General features: G+C 70.0%; 9 protein-coding genes, 1 tRNA gene and 1 rRNA gene. 1 reads left to right on the top strand and 10 read right to left on the bottom strand.

The features are described from left to right. Positions 1–10: 10 nt before the first annotated feature. The 7 genes from ACZ4V1_RS26495 to ACZ4V1_RS26465 all read right to left on the bottom strand — a co-directional run bounded on the left by ACZ4V1_RS26495 (position 11) and on the right by ACZ4V1_RS26465 (position 13,562). A complete protein-coding gene (locus tag ACZ4V1_RS26495) occupies positions 11–556 on the bottom strand; it encodes a CinA family protein (protein ID WP_468340394.1) in 546 nt (181 codons plus the stop codon). Further along, entirely contained in the window at positions 553–1,386 is an 834-nt protein-coding gene (gene pgsA / locus ACZ4V1_RS26490; protein WP_468340391.1) for a CDP-diacylglycerol--glycerol-3-phosphate 3-phosphatidyltransferase, read from the bottom strand. The genes ACZ4V1_RS26495 and pgsA overlap by 4 nt, the downstream gene beginning before the upstream one ends. After that, complete coding sequence (rimO, locus tag ACZ4V1_RS26485; protein WP_468340388.1) at positions 1,383–2,864, bottom strand: 30S ribosomal protein S12 methylthiotransferase RimO; 1,482 nt, start codon at positions 2,862–2,864, stop codon at positions 1,383–1,385. The genes pgsA and rimO overlap by 4 nt, the downstream gene beginning before the upstream one ends. Before the next feature lie 91 nt (positions 2,865–2,955). Beyond that, complete coding sequence (locus ACZ4V1_RS26480; protein ID WP_468340385.1) at positions 2,956–3,822, bottom strand: helix-turn-helix domain-containing protein; 867 nt, start codon at positions 3,820–3,822, stop codon at positions 2,956–2,958. A gap of 262 nt (positions 3,823–4,084) precedes the next feature. Further along, positions 4,085–6,847: a DNA translocase FtsK gene (locus ACZ4V1_RS26475; RefSeq protein ID WP_468340383.1), complete on the bottom strand. Its 2,763-nt coding sequence runs from the start codon at positions 6,845–6,847 to the stop codon at positions 4,085–4,087. Positions 6,848–7,003: 156 nt separating this feature from the next. Further along, positions 7,004–7,681: a response regulator gene (locus tag ACZ4V1_RS26470; RefSeq protein WP_468340380.1), complete on the bottom strand. Its 678-nt coding sequence runs from the start codon at positions 7,679–7,681 to the stop codon at positions 7,004–7,006. A 394-nt stretch (positions 7,682–8,075) separates the two neighbouring features. After that, entirely contained in the window at positions 8,076–13,562 is a 5,487-nt protein-coding gene (locus ACZ4V1_RS26465) for a HAMP domain-containing protein (protein ID WP_468340377.1), read from the bottom strand. A 393-nt stretch (positions 13,563–13,955) separates the two neighbouring features. Here ACZ4V1_RS26465 and ACZ4V1_RS26460 point away from each other — a divergent pair, with 393 nt between their 5' ends. Next, the gene (locus tag ACZ4V1_RS26460; RefSeq protein WP_468340375.1) at positions 13,956–16,706 is read left to right on the top strand and encodes a SpoIIE family protein phosphatase; all 2,751 of its coding nucleotides are present in this window, start codon (positions 13,956–13,958) and stop codon (positions 16,704–16,706) included. Positions 16,707–16,761: 55 nt separating this feature from the next. Here ACZ4V1_RS26460 and ACZ4V1_RS26455 read toward each other — a convergent pair. From ACZ4V1_RS26455 to rrf, 3 genes are all read right to left on the bottom strand, one after another. Next, positions 16,762–16,837, bottom strand: a tRNA-Thr gene (locus ACZ4V1_RS26455). A gap of 77 nt (positions 16,838–16,914) precedes the next feature. Next, positions 16,915–17,577 (bottom strand): DegT/DnrJ/EryC1/StrS family aminotransferase, encoded by a 663-nt coding sequence (locus tag ACZ4V1_RS26450; protein ID WP_468340703.1) that lies wholly within the window; start codon positions 17,575–17,577, stop codon positions 16,915–16,917. Between the two features lie 115 nt (positions 17,578–17,692). Next, a 5S ribosomal RNA gene (gene rrf, locus ACZ4V1_RS26445) occupies positions 17,693–17,779 on the bottom strand; the annotation flags it as partial.

Raw genomic sequence — 17,779 nt, 5'->3', positions numbered from 1 at the left:
GCTGCAAACATCAAAACCCCCCGTTCCGTTCCGTATCCTGTGCCCGCTCATTCCCGGTCTGTTCGCCCGCAAGCTCCCTCAAAAGGAGTGCGAGTACGCTCCGTACACTCTCCATACGAATTTCCGCGCGGTCGCCGTTCAACCGCAGCGCCTCCACTTTTCCGCCAGAGGCGGAAGGGTCGTCTGCTCCGAAGGGCCCGTCGACGGCCACGAAGACCGTGCCGACGGGCTTTCCGTCCTGTGGATCCGGGCCGGCGACGCCCGTCGTCGCGATGCCCCAGTCGGCACCCAACGCCTTGCGTACGCCTGCCGCCATCTGGGCGGCGACCTGCGGATCCACCGCTCCACGCGCCGCGAGCACCTCGGCGTCGACGCCGAGCAGCTCCCGCTTCAGCTCCGTGGCGTAGGCGGTCACGGATCCCCGGAAGGCTTTGGACGCCCCGGGGACCGCCGTGATCGCGGCGGCCACCATTCCACCGGTCAGTGACTCGGCGACCGCGAGGGTCTCGCCCTTGACCGTGAGTAGTCGCACCACGTCGGCGGCCGTGGAACTCAAGCTTCCGTCTCCTTCAACGCCGCTCTGCGCTCGGCGATTCCCCGGCGGCGCAGCACAATGGCCTGCTTCACATAGTCCAGGCCGGTCGCCACGGTCAGGACGACCGCCGCCGCCATCACCCAGAACCTCAGGGTGGCCAGGGGCCCCGTCAGCGCCAGGACGTACATGCCGACGGCGATGCCCTGGGTGAGGGTCTTGAGCTTTCCGCCGCGGCTCGCGGGGATGACGCCGTACCTGATGACCACGAAACGCAGCACGGTGATCCCGAGTTCCCGGCCGAGGATGACGGCCGTCACCCACCACGGCAGATCACCCAGCGCGGACAGACAGACGAGCGCCGCCCCCATGATCGCCTTGTCGGCGATGGGGTCGGCGATCTTCCCGAAGTCGGTGACGAGGTTGTAGGCGCGCGCCAGGTGGCCGTCGAAGAGGTCGGTGATCATGGCGACGGCGAAGGCCGCCCAGGCGAACGAGCGCCAGGCCGGGTCGTACCCGCCGTTGCCCAGCATCAGCGCGACGAAGGCCGGCACGAGGAGCAGCCGGAGCATCGTCAGCAGATTGGCGACGTTCCAGACGCTCGCCTGGTTGACGGCGGCGGCCGCGATCTTGCCGCCGCGCCCGGCGGCACCGCCCTCGGTCGCACCCCGCTCGGCCGTGCCCCGCTCCGTCGCACCCCGCCCGGCCGCGCCCCTGTCCGCCGCGCCCCGCTCCGCCGTGCCTCCCGAAGACGTACGCTTCGCCGGTTCCTGCGCCGCGCCGGTGGCGCCACGCGGGCCGGTCCTGCGCGCACCCGAGGAGCCGCCCGCCGCGGACGCCGGGACTCCGGTCATCTGCCGGCCTCCTCACTCCACTCGGGCGATCCCGGCAGCGGTTCGGCCACCAGGTCGACACCCTCCGTACCGACCACCTTCGCGTCGACCATACGACCGACACTCAGGCCTTCGCCGCTCGTGAGCAGCACCTGGCCGTCCGTCTCCGGCGCCTGGTGCTCCGCGCGGCCGCGCACGCCGTCCCCCTCGCCGGCGGGCTCCACGGACTCGACGAGCACGCGCACGGTCGCGCCGACGCGCTCTTCGGCCCGCTGCGAGACGAGTTCCTCGGCCAGGCGGGACACACGTGCCAGCCGCTCGGCGACGACGTCCTCGTCCAGCTTGTCGCCGTAGGTCGCCGCCTCGGTGCCCTCCTCGTCGGAGTACCCGAAGACGCCGATGGCGTCGAGCCGCGCGTTGTTCAGGAAGCGCTCCAGCTCGGCGAGGTCGGACTCGGACTCGCCGGGGAAGCCCACGATGAAGTTGGAGCGCACGCCGGCCTCGGGGGCCTTGCTCCGGATGGTGTCCAGCAGCTCCAGGAAGCGGTCGGTGTCGCCGAAGCGGCGCATCGCGCGCAGCACGTTCGGCGCGGAGTGCTGGAAGGACAGGTCGAAGTAGGGCATCACCTTCGGGGTGGAGGTCAGTACGTCGATGAGGCCGGGGCGCATCTCGGCCGGCTGGAGGTAGCTGACGCGTACCCGCTCGATGCCGTCGACGTCGGCGAGGTTCGGCAGCAGGGACTCCAGCAGACGGATGTCGCCGAGGTCCTTGCCGTAGGAGGTGTTGTTCTCGGAGACCAGCATGATCTCCTTGACGCCCTGCTCGGCCAGCCACCGCGTCTCGTTCAGCACGTCGCTCGGGCGGCGCGAGATGAAGGAGCCGCGGAACGAGGGGATGGCGCAGAAGGAGCAGCGCCGGTCGCAGCCGGAGGCCAGCTTCACGGAGGCGACCGGGGAGCCGTCGAGGCGGCGGCGCAGGGGCGCGCGGGGCCCGGAGGCCGGGGCGACGCCCTCGGGGAGGTCGGTCGGGCCGTGCCCCGGCAGGGCGACGGAGGCACCGGCCTCCTGGCGCTCGGCGGGGCTGATCGGCAGCAGCTTGCGCCGGTCGCGGGGGGTGTGGGCGGCGTGGATGCCGCCGTTCAGGATGGTCTGCAGACGGTCGGAGATGTCGGTGTAGTCGTCGAAGCCGAGGACTCCATCGGCCTCGGGAAGGGCCTCGGCGAGCTCCTTGCCGTACCGCTCGGCCATGCAGCCCACCGCCACCACGGCCTGCGTTCTGCCGTGCCCCTTGAGATCGTTGGCCTCCAGGAGGGCGTCGACGGAGTCCTTCTTGGCGGCCTCGACGAAGCCGCATGTGTTCACGACGGCGACGTCCGCTTCCTCGGCGTCGTCGACGAGCTTCCAGCCGTCCGCCTCCAGACGGCCTGCGAGCTCCTCCGAGTCCACCTCGTTACGGGCGCAGCCAAGGGTGACGAGTGCGACGGTACGGCTTTCAGGCATGGGCTCAAGACTACTTCGTCCCGCCGACACCCCACGTCGACGGGGTTGCCCGATCTTGGACAACCCGTCCGTGCCAGTGCCTTTCGCGCCCCTACCCGGCCTGCGGGTCGCCCTTCGTGTACGTGAGGCGCTGCACGCCCGGCTCGAAGTCGTCGATCTTCTTGCCGTTGACGTACAGCTGGACAACGCCCGCGTTGCCGAGGACGAGGTCGACCTTCTCGTCGTCCTGGAAGGTCTTGGAGTCGCCCTGCTTGAGCAGGCCGTCGAAGAGCAGCCGGCCGTTGTGGTCCTTCGCGGAGAGCCAGCTGGGGGCGTCGGTGGCGCTGATCTTCACCGTCACCTTGTCCCGCGGAGCGGCGGCGATGGCGCTGTCGGTCGGGTCCGGCTTCGGGTCGGCGGGCTTCTTCGGCTTGGCGCTCGGCGAGGCGGACTCACCGGCCGACGGCTGGGAGCCCTCGGCGACGCTCGCCTCGTTGCCGCCGTCGTCGTCCTTGACGAAGGTGAAGCCGACGAAGCCGATCACCGCGACGATCGCGGCGACCATGGCGGCGGTCCAGTTGGGTCCGCGCCGCTCCGGACGGATGCGTTCCGCCTCGAACAGGGGCGCGGCGGGCGTCGGCGCCGGACGCCCTCCGTGAGCGGCGTCGAACTGCTCGAGCAGTACGGCCGGATCGAGCCCGACGGCCTTGGCCAGGGTCCTGATGTGACCGCGGGCGTAGACGTCACCGCCGCAGGGCGTGAAGTCGTCCGCCTCGATGGCGTGCACGATGGCGATGCGGACGCGAGTGGCGGTGGTGATGTCGTCGACGGTCAACCCGGCGGCGATCCGCGCCTGCTGCAGGGCACGGCCGATGGAGGGGCGGGCTTCCTCGGAAACGTCTTCCGAACGGTCTTCGGGAACGTCTTGGGACACGTCTTCGATCGGACGCTCGTCTTCAGGGGAGTTGCCGTTGGACACGGGGGCGCCTTTCGAGCGTTTAGCCGCCTGTGCTGGACGTTCAGTTTAGGGGGGCTGCAAACGGGTGGGGCAACCGGGCGACGGGACTTTGTACGCCATCGGAATGGCCCCGCGTCCCGATGGTGGACTACCTGTTTGTCATTTCCCTCAACTTGACGTACGCCATGGGGGAACAGTTGCTCAATGATCCCTAACGGGTGAGTCACGATCGGCCACCCGGCCGCCGTGACCCTCCGTCGAAGGAGCCCCTCGCGTACCGTTCTTACCCTTCAGACTCCCCCCGGATCAGCGCGAGCACGCCGTCCAGTTCGTCAGGCTTCACAAGAACGTCACGAGCCTTTGAGCCTTCGCTCGGCCCGACGATGCTCCGCGACTCCATCAGGTCCATCAGCCGCCCGGCCTTGGCGAAGCCGACGCGCAGCTTGCGCTGCAGCATGGAGGTCGACCCGAACTGCGTGGAGACGACCAGCTCGGCGGCCTGGCACAGCAGGTCGAGGTCGTCGCCGATGTCCTCGTCGATCTCCTTCTTCTGCTTGGTGCCGACCGTGACATCCTCCCGGAAGACCGGCGCCATCTGGTCCTTGCAGTGCTGGACGACGACCGCGACCTCCTCCTCGGTCACGAACGCGCCCTGCATACGGGTCGGCTTGTTCGCGCCCATCGGAAGGAAGAGACCGTCGCCCTTGCCGATCAGCTTCTCGGCACCGGGCTGGTCGAGGATGACCCGCGAATCGGCCAGGGAGGACGTGGCGAAGGCCAGCCGGGAGGGCACGTTGGCCTTGATCAGGCCGGTGACGACGTCCACGGACGGCCGCTGGGTGGCGAGCACCAGGTGGATGCCGGCCGCGCGCGCGAGCTGCGTGATCCGCACGATGGCGTCCTCGACGTCCCGGGGCGCCACCATCATCAGGTCGGCCAGTTCGTCCACGATCACCAGCAGGTACGGGTACGGCTGGAGCTCGCGTTCACTGCCCTCGGGCGGCTTGACCTTGCCCTCGCGCACCGCGCGGTTGAAGTCGTCGATGTGCCGGTAGCCGTAGGCGGCGAGGTCGTCGTAGCGGAGGTCCATCTCCCGTACGACCCACTGGAGCGCCTCGGCGGCCCGCTTCGGGTTGGTGATGATCGGCGTGATCAGGTGCGGGATGCCCTCGTAGGCGGTCAGCTCGACGCGCTTGGGGTCGACCAGGATCATCCGCACGTCCTCGGGGGTCGCCCGCATCATGATCGAGGTGATCAGGCAGTTGATGCAGGACGACTTGCCGGAGCCGGTGGCGCCCGCGACCAGTATGTGCGGCATCTTCGCCAGCGAGTGCATGACGTAACCGCCCTCGACGTCCTTGCCGAAGGCGACCAGCATCGGGTCGTCGTCCTCCGCGGACTCCGCGAGGCGCAGCACGTCACCGAGGTTGACCATCTCCCGGTCGGTGTTGGGGATCTCGATGCCGACCGCCGACTTGCCGGGAATCGGGCTGATGATCCGCACGTCGGGGCTGGCGACGGCGTACGCGATGTTCTTGGCCAGTGCGGTGATCCGCTCGACCTTCACGGCGGGCCCGAGCTCGACCTCGTACCGCGTGACCGTCGGCCCGCGGGTGAAGCCGGTGACGGCGGCGTCGACCTTGAACTCGGTGAAGACGGTGGTCAGCGAGGCCACTATGGCGTCGTTGGCGGCGCTGCGCGCCTTGCCGGGGCCGCCGCGGGTGAGCATGTCGAGGGCCGGCAGCGAGTACGTGATGTCGCCGGAGAGCTGAAGCTGCTCGGCACGCGGCGGCAGGTCCCGTTCCTTGGGGAGCGGGGCCTTGGTGAGGTCAGCGACCACCGCCGTGCCCTGGCCGGCGTCGCCCTCGTGCGGCTGCGGCTTGTCCTGCCTGAGCTTTCCCGGCTGCGGACGCGCGGCCGGCACAGGCGTCGGCGTGGGCGTCGCCGACTCGTGGTCCCCCGTGCTCACCCCTTGGGTGAGGTCGGCGACCAGGGGCGAGGGCGGCATGCCGTGCAGCACGGCGCCGTCGAGCGCGGCGGCGGCCGCGGCGGCGACGTCCACGGCGTCCATCGGCCGGTTCATCTCGGGCTGCGGCACGGCGGACCGCCGGGGCCGGCCGCGCCGCCGGGTGAGCGCCTCCTCCTCGGCCGCGTCGGGGTCGTACGGCTCCGCCGCCGGTCCCCCGCGTCTGCGGGACTTCGCCGGCAGCGCCTCGCGCCACTGCTCCTCGTAACGCTCGTCGTCCTCGCCGAACGCGTCGGCCTCCGCCGCCGGATCGCGGACGAGGCCGAGCCGTACGCCCAGCAGCCGCAGCCGCTGCGGGATCGCGTTGACCGGGGTGGCCGTGACGACCAGCAGCCCGAACACCGTCAGCAGCACGAGCAGGGGCACGGCCAGGACGTCGGTCATCGTGTACGACAGCGGGGTCGCCGCGCTCCAGCCGATGAGGCCGCCGGCGTCCCTTATCGCCTGCATGCCGTCGCCGCGGGCCGGTGAGCCGCAGGCGACGTGCACCTGGCCGAGGACGCCGATGACGAGCGCGGACAGACCGATCACGATCCGGCCGTTGGCCTCGGGCTTCTCGGGGTGCCGGATCAGGCGCACGGCGATGGCGCCGAGCAGGATCGGCACCAGCAGGTCCAGCCGGCCGAAGGCGCCGGTCACGAGGATCTCGACGAGGTCGCCGACGGGGCCCTTGAGGTCGGCCCAGGTGCCCGCCGCGACGATCAGCGCCACACCGAGCAGCAACAGCGCGACGCCGTCCTTGCGGTGCGCCGGGTCGAGGTTCTTCGCGCCCTGCCCTATGCCGCGGAAGACGGCGCCGACAGCGTGCGCGATGCCCAGCCAGAGGGCACGTACGAGCCGGTAGACGCCTCCGGTGGGGCTGGGTGCCGGTTTGGGCGCGGGCTTCTTCGCCGCGGCCTTCTTGGCGGGCGCCTTCTTCGCGGGTGCCTTTTTCGCAGCGGCCTTCTTCGCCGGAGCCTTCGCGGGAGCGGCCGCCTTCTTCGCGGGCTGCTTCTTGGCTGCGGAGGGACGTGAGGCCATAGGTGTGAGGTTACCGGGGGAGAGGGCAGTCGACACGTGTGCCCACCGCTTCACCCGTTCGTGTCGCCTGCGCAAGAGCCCGGAACTGACGCCTCCGGTTCAGGTGCTGACATGTCCTCACGGGCCGGCCCCACCAGGTCCGGCCGCCGAAGGTGCTCAGTTGACCGCGGCCTGTCCTCCGGACGACGCTCCCGGCTCCAGGGCGTCCAGCGCTCGCCGCAGTCCGGTGAGCTTGCGCTCCAGATGGGCCGCCGTCGCCACCGCCGCCGCGTCCGTCGACTCGTCGCCGAGCTGCTTGGAGAGCGCCTCGGCCTGCTCCTCCACGGCCGCCAGCCGCGCCGACAGCTCGGCGAGCAGCCCGGCCGGCTCCTTGGTCTCGCCGGCCGGCTCCTTGCCGCCACCCTCCAACTGGAGCCGCAGCAGCGCCGCCTGCTCACGCAGCTGGCAGTTCTTCATGTACAGCTCGACGAAGACGGAGACCTTCGCCCGCAGCACCCACGGGTCGAACGGCTTGGAGATGTAGTCCACCGCACCCGCCGCGTACCCCCGGAAGGTGTGGTGCGGGCCGTGGTTGATCGCGGTGAGGAAGATGATCGGGATGTCCCGGGTCCGCTCCCGCCGCTTGATGTGCGCGGCGGTTTCGAAACCGTCCATGCCCGGCATCTGGACGTCCAGCAGAATGACCGCGAAGTCGTCCGTGAGCAGTGCTTTGAGCGCTTCCTCCCCGGACGATGCCCGCACCAGCGTCTGATCGAGCGCCGAGAGGATCGCCTCCAGCGCCAGCAGATTCTCCGGCCGGTCATCGACCAGGAGGATCTTGGCCTTCTGCACCATGGCCCGCCCTCCTCGCCCCGGCGTGGGGCCTCCCCTGTCCGCAGGACTTGGGGCAGCACCGGCGGGCGCCGCCCCAGGGGACGACTCCCTTGCGCCGCCCGTCCTTGTGCCGGTCATCGTAGCCGCACCCCGCCTGTCGCCACACCCTGTCACCGCGATGTCACTGTGCACGTAGCAGAAACGCAGCGGGAGACCAGAAGGTTCCCCGAATCCCGTAGTTCTACACGACTTCGGGCACACTGAGTCAGCAACTCCGCGTGCACGCCGAAGGTTCCCGCCACTTGCCTGCACTCCACGTTCGCACACTGCCCGAACGTGCCGCACGGAAGGTGCCCGTACGTACCCCGGGCACGCCGTCCGGACGTACCGCCCGGTGCCCGTCCGGACCTGCTCCTCACCCCTCCCGCATCCACTGCTGCATCACCGTGAGCAGGTGATCGGGGTCGACCGGCTTGGTCACGTAGTCGGACGCGCCCGACTCGATCGCCTTCTCCCGGTCGCCCTTCATCGCCTTCGCGGTCAGCGCGATGATCGGCAGGCCGGCGAACTGGGGCATCCGGCGAATCGCCGTGGTCGTCGCGTACCCGTCCATCTCGGGCATCATGATGTCCATCAGAACGACCGCCACGTCCTCGTGCTGCTCCAGGACCTCGATGCCCTCGCGTCCGTTCTCGGCGTACAGCACGGACAGGCCGTGCTGCTCGAGGACACTGGTGAGCGCGAAGACGTTGCGGATGTCGTCGTCGACGATCAGCACCTTCTGCCCGCCGAAGCGGATGCCCCGGCTCGACTGCGGCGCCGCCTCCAGCTCGGCGGCCGGCCGCTGCTCCCGCGCCGCGGGCAGGTCCTCGGGCTCCGGGAACGCCCTGCGGCGGCGCCGGAACAGCGTCGCGGCACCGTTCTGCGAGTCCTGGTACGACCTCACCTCGGCCGGCGGTTCGGCCTGCGGTTCGGCCTGCGCCCCCGGCAGCTCGGGCATGGCGCCGGGAGAGGCGAGCGTCCCGCCGGGTTCCAGGGCCGGAAGGGGCTGCTGGTAGCCGTGCGCGGGCAGTTCGCTCGGGTGCAACGGCAGGTAGAGCGTGAACGTCGACCCGCGGCCCGGTTCGCTCTGCGCGTGGATCTCGCCGCCCAGCAGCTGCGCGATCTCCCTCGAGATGGACAGGCCCAGCCCCGTACCGCCGTACTTGCGGCTGGTGGTGCCGTCGGCCTGCTTGAACGCCTCGAAGATCACCCGCATCTTGCTCGCCGCGATCCCGATGCCGGTGTCGCTGACGGAGAACGCGATCAGATCCGCGTTCGGGTCGGTCATCGAACCGGCCTCCAGCAGCTGCTCCCGGATGGCCTGCGGAACGTCGTCCCGGGCCGGCCGGATGACCAGCTCGACCGCTCCCGAGTCGGTGAACTTCACCGCGTTGGACAGCAGGTTCCGCAGCACCTGGAGGAGCCGCTGCTCGTCCGTGTGCAGCGTGGCGGGCAGTTCCGGCGACACCCGCACCGACAGATCCAGGCCCTTCTCCGCGGTCAGCGGCCGGAACGTGGCCTCCACGTAGTCGACGAGCTGGACGAGCGCGATGCGCGTCGGGGAGACGTCCATCTTGCCCGCCTCGACCTTCGACAGGTCGAGGATGTCGTTGATGAGCTGGAGCAGGTCGGAGCCGGCGCCGTGAATCGTCTCGGCGAACTCCACCTGCTTCGGGGACAGGTTCGCGTCGGCGTTGTCGGCGAGCAGCTTGGCCAGGATCAGCAGCGAGTTGAGCGGCGTACGCAGTTCGTGCGACATGTTGGCGAGGAACTCGCTCTTGTAGCGCATGGAGACCGCGAGCTGCTCGGCGCGCTCCTCCAGGACCTGCCGCGCCTCCTCGATCTCGGTGTTCTTCACCTCGATGTCGCGGTTCTGCTGCGCCAGCAGCTCGGCCTTCTCCTCCAGTTCGGCATTGGACGACTGGAGGGCCTTCTGCCGCTGCTCCAACTCCTCCGACCGCTCGCGCAGTTGCTCGGTCAGCTCCTGCGACTGGCTCAGCAGCACCTCCGTCTTGGTGTTGACGGAGATGGTGTTGACGCTGGTCGCGATCATCTCGGCGATCTGGTTGAGGAAGTCCTTCTGGATCTGCGTGAACGGAGTGAAGGACGCCAGCTCGATGACGCCGAGCACCTGCCCCTCGAACAGCACCGGCAGGACGATCACCTGGGCGGGCGGGGCCTCCCCGAGCCCGGAGGAGATCTTCAGATAGCCGCTCGGCGCGTTCTCCACGAGGATCGTGCGCTTCTCCTGGGCGGCCGTGCCGACCAGGGCCTCCCCCGGCCGGAAGGAGGTGGGCATGGACCCCATCGAGTAGCCGTACGAGCCGAGCATGCGCAGCTCGTACTGGTCCTCGTCGGCGCCGGCCTGCTCCTGGCCGTCGGCATGGGGCATGGCGAGGAAGAACGCCCCGTGCTGGGCGGAGACCACCGGGGTGAGTTCGCTCATGATCAGCGATGCCACGTCCTGGAGGTCCCGGCGGCCCTGCATCAGCGCGGAGATCCGGGCGAGGTTGCCCTTGAGCCAGTCCTGCTCCTTGTTGGCGATCGTGGTGTCGCGCAGGTTGGCGATCATCTTGTTGATGTAGTCCTGGAGCTCGGAGATCTCGCCCGAGGCGTCCACGTCGATCTTCAGGTTCAGGTCGCCGCGGGTCACCGCGGTCGCCACGCGCGCGATGGCACGCACCTGCCGGGTGAGGTTCCCGGCCATCTCGTTCACGGACTCCGTCAGGTCCCGCCAGGTGCCGTCGACGTCACGCACGCGTGCCTGACCGCCGAGCTGACCCTCCGTGCCCACCTCGCGGGCCACGCGGGTGACCTCCTCGGCGAAGGACGACAGCTGGTCGACCATCGTGTTGATGGTCGTCTTCAGCTCCAGGATCTCGCCGCGCGCGTCGATGTCGATCTTCTTGGTCAGGTCGCCCTTGGCGATGGCCGTCGTGACCATGGCGATGTTGCGCACCTGACCGGTCAGGTTGGACGCCATCTGGTTCACCGACTCGGTGAGGTCCTTCCAGGTGCCCGCCACGCCGGGCACGTGCGCCTGCCCGCCGAGGATGCCGTCCGTGCCCACCTCACGGGCCACCTTGGTGACCTGGTCGGCGAACGAGCTCAGCGTCTTCACCATGGTGTTGAAGGTGTCGGCGAGCTGCGCGACCTCGCCGCGCGCCTCGATCGTCACCGTCCGCGTCAGGTCGCCGTTGGCGACGGCCGCGGCCACCTGGGAGATGTTCCGCACCTGGACGGTGAGGTTCTTCGCCATCAGGTTGACGTTGTCGCTGAGGTCCTTCCAGATGCCCACGACACCGGGCACGTGCGCCTGCCCGCCGAGGATGCCCTCCGTACCCACCTCACGGGCCACCCGCGTGACCTGCTCGGCGAAGCTGGACAGCTGGTCCACCATCGTGTTGACGGTGGTGACCAGCTCGAGGATCTCGCCCTTGGCGTCGACCGTGATCTTCTTCGACAGGTCGCCCTTGGCCACGGCGGTCGTGACCTCGGCGATGTTGCGCACCTGCATGGTCAGGTTGTTGGCCATGCCGTTCACGGACTGCGTGAGGTCCTTCCAGGTGCCGGAGACGCCCTGCACCTCGGCCTGGCCGCCGAGGATGCCCTCGGTGCCCACCTCACGGGCCACCCGCGTGACCTCCTGGGCGAACGACGACAGCTGGTCCACCATCGTGTTCAGCGTGTTCTTCAGCTCCAGGATCTCCCCGCGCGCGTCCACGGTGATCTTCTGGGACAGGTCACCGCGGGCCACCGCCGTCGCGACCTGCGCGATGTTGCGCACCTGCGCGGTCAGGTTTCCGGCCATGCCGTTCACCGAGTCGGTCAGGTCGCGCCACACACCGGCGACGCCCGGGACCTGCGCCTGGCCGCCGAGGCGGCCCTCCGTACCCACCTCGCGGGCGACCCGCGTGACCTGCTCGGCGAAGGCGGAGAGCTGGTCGACCATCGTGTTGATGGTGTTCTTCAGCTCCAGGATCTCCCCGCGCGCGTCGACGTCGATCTTCTGCGACAGGTCACCCCGCGCCACGGCCGTCGTCACCTGGGCGATCTGCCGCACCTGGGAGGTCAGATTGCCCGCCATGAAGTTGACGGAGTCCGTCAGCTCCTTCCAGGTCCCCGATACCCCGTCGACGCGGGCCTGACCGCCGAGACGGCCCTCCGTGCCCACGTCCCGGGCCATCCGGGTGACCTGGTCGGCGAAGCTGGACAGCTGGTCGACCATCGTGTTCACGGTGTTCTTCAGCTGGAGCATCTCGCCGGAGACGTCCACGGTGACCTTCTGCGACAGGTCGCCGTTGGCCACCGCCGTCGTCACCTGGGCGATGTTGCGCACCTGTCCGGTGAGGTTCCGGAACGCGGTGTTGACGGAGTCCGTGAGGTCCTTCCACGTCCCCGCCGCACCCGGCACCTGCGCCTGACCGCCCAGCTCGCCCTCGACGCCGACCTCACGGGCCACGCGCGTGACCTCGGCACCGAAGCTCGACAGCTGGTCCACCATCGTGTTGACGGTGTTCTTCAGCTCCAGCATCTCGCCGGCCACGTCCACGGTGACCTTCTGCGACAGGTCACCGCTGGCCACCGCCGTCGTCACCGCGGCGATGTCGCGCACCTGAGTGGTCAGGTTCCGGAAGACGGTGTTGACGGAGTCCGTCAGGTCCTTCCAGATGCCGGCCGCGCCCGGCACGTTCGCCTGGCCGCCGAGTTGCCCCTCACCGCCGGTCTCGTTGGCCACGCGTGTGACCTCGTCCGCGAAGATCCGCAGAGTCTCGGTCATCTGGTTGATCGTCTCGGCGAGCTGCGCGACCTCACCGCGGGCCGGCACCGTCACCTTCTTCGACAGATCGCCGTTGGCGACCGCCGTCGTCACGTGAGAGATCTCCCGCACCTGGGCCGTCAGGTTCCCGGCCATGGTGTTGACGGAGTCGGTGAGCTCCTTCCACACCCCGGCCACGCCCGGCACCTGGGCCTGCCCGCCCAGAGCCCCCTCGGTGCCCACCTCCCGGGCGACGCGCGTCACCTCGGAGGAGAACGCGGAGAGCTGGTCCACCATCGTGTTGACGGTGTTCTTCAGCTCCAGCATCTCGCCGGCCACGTGAACCGTGACCTTCCGGGACAGATCGCCCTTGGCCACCGCCGTCGTCACCAGCGCGATGTCCCGCACCTGCGCGGTGAGCCGGTACGCCATCGTGTTGACGGAGTCCGTGAGGTCCTTCCACGAACCGGACATACCGCGCACCTGGGCCTGGCCGCCCAGCTTGCCCTCGGTACCGACCTCGCTGGCCACCCGCGTGACCTCGTCCGTGAACGTCGACAACTGGTCGACCAGGTTGTTCACGGTCCGACCGACCTTCAGGAACTCACCGCGCAGCGGATGCCCGGCCCCCTCCGGCGTCTGCGTCCGCAGCTCCATACGCGGCGACAGATCACCGTCCGCCACCGCCGACAGCACCCGGCTGACCTCGGAGACGGGCCGTACGAGGTCGTCCACGAGCGCGTTCGAGTTGTCGATCGCGCTCGCCCACGAGCCCTCGCAGGCACCCGTCTCCAGCCGCTCCGTGAGTTTTCCCTCACGCCCGACCATGCGCCGCACCCGGGCCAGCTCGCCCGTGAGGTGGAGATTGCGGTCGGCCACCTCGTTGAAGACCGCCGCGATCTCCGACATCACGCCGTCGCCGGACACCGTGAGCCGTTTGCGGAAGTTGCCCTCCCGCATGGAGACGAGGGCCGCCAGCAGCCGATTCAGCGCGGCCGTGTCCACGGTCGTACTGCCGCCCCGCGTTTTGCCCTGGTTACTCAGGGACTGTCCGCCTTTCGCGCGCGCCTTAGTGCCCCGCGTCGCTGCGCCAGACTCCACTGTGTCCCTCCCGCAGGGGTCGACCGTTACCGCTGTGCCCGGCTGCCACCACTCGGCGAACCGGTTACTACCGCGTACATTCTGTGCTGTCACACGATCCGGGCCGGCTCGTCCGACCGCTTCCAGGGCTGCTGCCCGCCGCACTCGGTGCGCATTCAGCCTGCCCGGACCTTCGTAGGAAGCTTGCCCAGTGTTTCACCCCGGCCGAACCAGGCCATAACAGTTCGGCAGCTTCGCACATCGTCCGCACACCTCTGGGCGGAAACACTGCAGACCGGCATCCGCAGGGGCGGTGAAGGTAAGTAACCTTGCATGCGGCTGTCCAGCCGTGCCGGTGCGTCCGGCCTGGGCGGTGGCACGGAGACGAGCGGGCATCGGAGGGGCGGCCGGAACATGACCACCGGACTGATCCCGGGGGAGCAGCCCCCGGATCCCGGGCCGACGGGTGGACTGCCGCAGCAGCGGCGCGAGCCGGTCGGCCATGAGGCCGTGCACGGGGAGAGAGGGTCGAGGAGTTCTGTGATCACCGCGCGCGCGGCCGCCAGCTTCGAGCCCGTCGGACGATCGGTGGCGAGCGCCCGGTCGTTCGTCCGGGACACGCTTCAGGGCTGGGGCCATGCCGACATCGTCGACGACGCCGTGGTGCTCACCAGCGAACTGGTGACCAACGCCGTGGTGCACGCCGGCACCACCGCCGACGTCGTGTGCCTGCGCAGCGACGACGGCGTACGGATCGAGGTGGCCGACCACTACCCCGAGCGCGAGGTCCCCCTCCAGGGCTCCCCCGCCGACATGGGCAGCCTCGACCGCGAGGGCGGCCGCGGCCTCCAGTTGTGCGCGGCCCTGGCCGACCGCTGGGGCGTCGAGTACACGCCCACGCTCAAGAACGTCTGGTTCCACCTCCACCTCCCGGAGCGCCCGGTCGGCACTCGCGCCGCCGGTCCCTCCCTCCCGGCCGACCTGCTTCCGCTCGCCGACGCCCGCGTCCGCGTCGCCGTCGTCCAGATCGACCGCACCGGCGCCGTCACGTCCTGGAACGAGGACGCCGAGGTGCTCTTCGGCTACCCCGCCGAGCAGGTCATCGGCAAGCCGCTGACCGACCTCGCCGCCTGGCCGCAAACTCCGGGCACCAACACCGGTATCGTCGAGGCCCTCCAGCTCTCCCGCTGGGAGGGCAGCTACGGCATGCGGGGAGCCAACGGCCGCGTCACACCGGTCTACGCCTCCCACCTCCGCGTCCGCGACTCCGGCGGCGAGCCCTCCACGGTCTGCCTTCTCGTACGGGACGACGAACGCGCCGTCCTGCAGACCCCGTTGCGCGCGCCGGCCTCCGACTCGTCTGCCTCCGAGAACCCGAGCGCCGATCCGTTCGAGGTCTTCATCGGCTCCCCCGCACCGGACGACCTCGACGGACTCCTCCAGCGCACGGTCGAACGGGCCCGCGACATGCTGGACGCCGACGCCGCCTTCCTGCTCCTGGCCACCGACGACGAAACGGAGTTGGAGGTCCGCGCCTCCACGGGCCTGCCCTCCGCCCGCCAGCGCTTCGCCCGTGTCCCCGTCGAAGCCGGCCCCGGCCGCTACGGCTCCGCGCGCATGCCCGCCGTCCACGACGACCTCGCCGCGGTCCCCGGCGCCGTCCCGCTGCTGAACGGCACCGGCATGCGCTCGGTCGTCACCGTCCCCCTCAAGGTCGAGGGACGTCTCACCGGCTCCCTCGGCGTCGCGGCCGAGTCCGCCGGCCGGTACAACAACGAGGAGGCCCTGCGCCTCCAGTTCGCCGCCGACCGCATCGCCCTGGCCGTCGAGTCGGCCCGCCTGGGCGAGCTGGAACGCCTGCGCCGCGGCTCCCTGAGTTTCCTCGTCGAGGCCTCCGACCTCCTCGCGGGCACCCTGGACCGTGACCAGACCCTGGCCTTGATGGCCCAGATGACGGTCCCCACCCTGGCCACCTGGTGCGCCGTCTACACGATCGCCGACCAGGCCTCTGAGCCGTACCTCTCCTATGTCCTGCACGAGGACGAGGAGCTCATCGACGGCATCAAGTCCCTGCTGTCGAAGATCGCCCCGCCCGACCCGGTCCCCTCCCCCGGCGCCCGGGTCTGGACGGCTCCGGGCGAGCTGGCCCACCAGACGGCGCTGCGCACCTCCATGCGCGACCTGGGCCTGAGCGGCGGTCCGACACGCAAACCGAGTTCCGGCATCGGCCCGACCCTGGCCACGGCCTCCGCGGTCGGCGGCGAGACCGTGGTCCTCCCGCTGGTCGCCCGCAACCGCGTCATCGGCATGCTCACGCTCGGCAAGCCGACCGACGAGCACTTCCGCCAGGAGATCCTGGAACTGGCCGAAGACCTGTCCCGCCGCGCCGCTCTGGCCCTGGACAACGCCCGTCTCTACTCGGAGCGCACGGCCATCAGCCAGTCCCTCCAGCGCAGCCTCCTGCCGCCCGAGCTCCCTCTGATCGACGGCGTCGAGGTCGAGGTCATCTACCGCGCGGCCGGCGAGGGCAACGAGGTCGGCGGCGACTTCTACGACCTCTTCCCCATCAGCGACGGCGCCTACGGCTTCGCCATCGGCGACGTCTGCGGTACGGGCCCCAACGCGGCGGCCGTCACGGGCCTGGCCCGGCACGCCCTGCGTCTGCTGGCCCGGGAGGGCCTCAGCGGCCCCGCGGTCCTGGAACGCCTCAACTCGGCCATCCTCGACGAGGGAGCCCGCAGCCGCTTCCTCACCCTCCTCTACGGTGAGATGCGCCCGCAGGAGGACGGCAGCGCCGAGTTGAAGGTGGTCTGCGCCGGCCACCCGCTCCCGCTCCGTCTGCGTCAGGACGGCACGGTCGAACCCGCAGCGGAGCCGCAGCCCCTCCTCGGCGTCATCGAGGACCTGGAGCTGTACGAGGAGACGGTGACCCTCGACCCGGGCGACGTCCTGCTCTGTGTGACGGACGGCGTGACCGAACGCCGCGAGGGCACCCGCATGCTGGGCGACGACGGCCTCGCCGACGTCCTCACCACGTGCACGGGCCTGACGGCCGGTGCGGTGGCGGCCCGCATCATGCGCGCGGTGGAGCGCTTCGCGTCGGACGCCCCGTCCGACGACATGGCGATCCTCGCGATGCGCGTCCCGGAGCCGCACGCGGACTGACGCGCCGGACCCGGGCATGCGAAAGGCCCCGCCCAATCGGGCGGGGCCTTCGCGGTGGAGCCCCCAAACGGAATCGAACCGTTGACCTTCTCCTTACCATGGAGACGCTCTGCCGACTGAGCTATGGGGGCCTGTTGCTTTCGAGGTTTCCCTCGCGGCAACGGAATAGATCATACCCCGAACAGGCCGGTGCTCCCAACCACGGCTTTCAGAAGGCCGGCTGCAGAAGTCCGCCCAGCGCATTGCAGGCGGACACGATCCGCTGCATGTCCCGCTTGGTCAACGAGGCGTCGACCGGCAGCGCGAGCGTCTCGTCGGCGGCCCGCTCCGTCTCCGGCAAGGACACACACCGCCGGAAGCCGGGCATCCTGTGCACGGGCGTCTTCACCGGCACCCAGCACTCGACTCCCCTCCCGCGCACGGCCCGGGCGAACGCGTCACGGTCCGGGCGCCCGTTCCCGGGCACCCGCACCACGTACTGCTGATACGTGTGCCCCTCGCCCCAGTCCGGGGTGCGCACGCCCCTCAGCTTCCCGTCGAGGTAGGCCGCCCGCTGCCTGCGCTGCGCCGTCTCGTCGTACGGCATCTCGGACTCGGCCTGCTCCAGCACGAGCAGCCCGTGCCGCTGCCCGACCCCGTGCAGCGGTCCCATGTCCGCCGGCCGCCCGAACCGGTGTACGGCGACCACGGCCGCGGCACGGCCCGTCAGCGCCGCCTCCACCGAGGAGGCGTCCAGGCAGTAGGTCTCCGGATCTATGTCGGCGAACACCGGCAACGCGCCGACCAGGGCCACGGCCTCGGCGACTTCCACGTTCCCGAAGGCAGGTACGACGACCTCGTCGCCGACTCCTACGCCGGCGGCCCTGAGCATTGCTGCAGTACCCATACGAGTGATGGTCGTAGCGCAACGTGAACTTCAAGTGACGGAAAACAAAAAAGGGCTGGACCCCGAACCGAAGTTCCGGGTCCAACCCTTCTCAATGATTGTTCGGCGGCGTCCTACTCTCCCACAGGGTCCCCCCTGCAGTACCATCGGCGCTGTAAGGCTTAGCTTCCGGGTTCGAAATGTAACC

Source organism: Streptomyces sp. NPDC028991 (assembly GCF_055564775.1).
Note: the sequence above shows the minus strand (reverse complement) of the source record. Positions and strands in the feature narration are given on the sequence as shown.

What these genes read in the sequence shown, in the direction of transcription:
- pgsA (WP_468340391.1), bottom strand. Translation starts at nt 1,386, where the DNA reads ATGACCGGAGTCCCGGCGTCCGCGGCGGGCGGCTCCTCGGGTGCGCGC.
- rimO (WP_468340388.1), bottom strand. Translation starts at nt 2,864, where the DNA reads ATGCCTGAAAGCCGTACCGTCGCACTCGTCACCCTTGGCTGCGCCCGT.
- ACZ4V1_RS26475 (WP_468340383.1), bottom strand. Translation starts at nt 6,847, where the DNA reads ATGGCCTCACGTCCCTCCGCAGCCAAGAAGCAGCCCGCGAAGAAGGCG.
- ACZ4V1_RS26470 (WP_468340380.1), bottom strand. Translation starts at nt 7,681, where the DNA reads ATGGTGCAGAAGGCCAAGATCCTCCTGGTCGATGACCGGCCGGAGAAT.
- ACZ4V1_RS26460 (WP_468340375.1), top strand. Translation starts at nt 13,956, where the DNA reads ATGACCACCGGACTGATCCCGGGGGAGCAGCCCCCGGATCCCGGGCCG.
- ACZ4V1_RS26450 (WP_468340703.1), bottom strand. Translation starts at nt 17,577, where the DNA reads ATGCTCAGGGCCGCCGGCGTAGGAGTCGGCGACGAGGTCGTCGTACCT.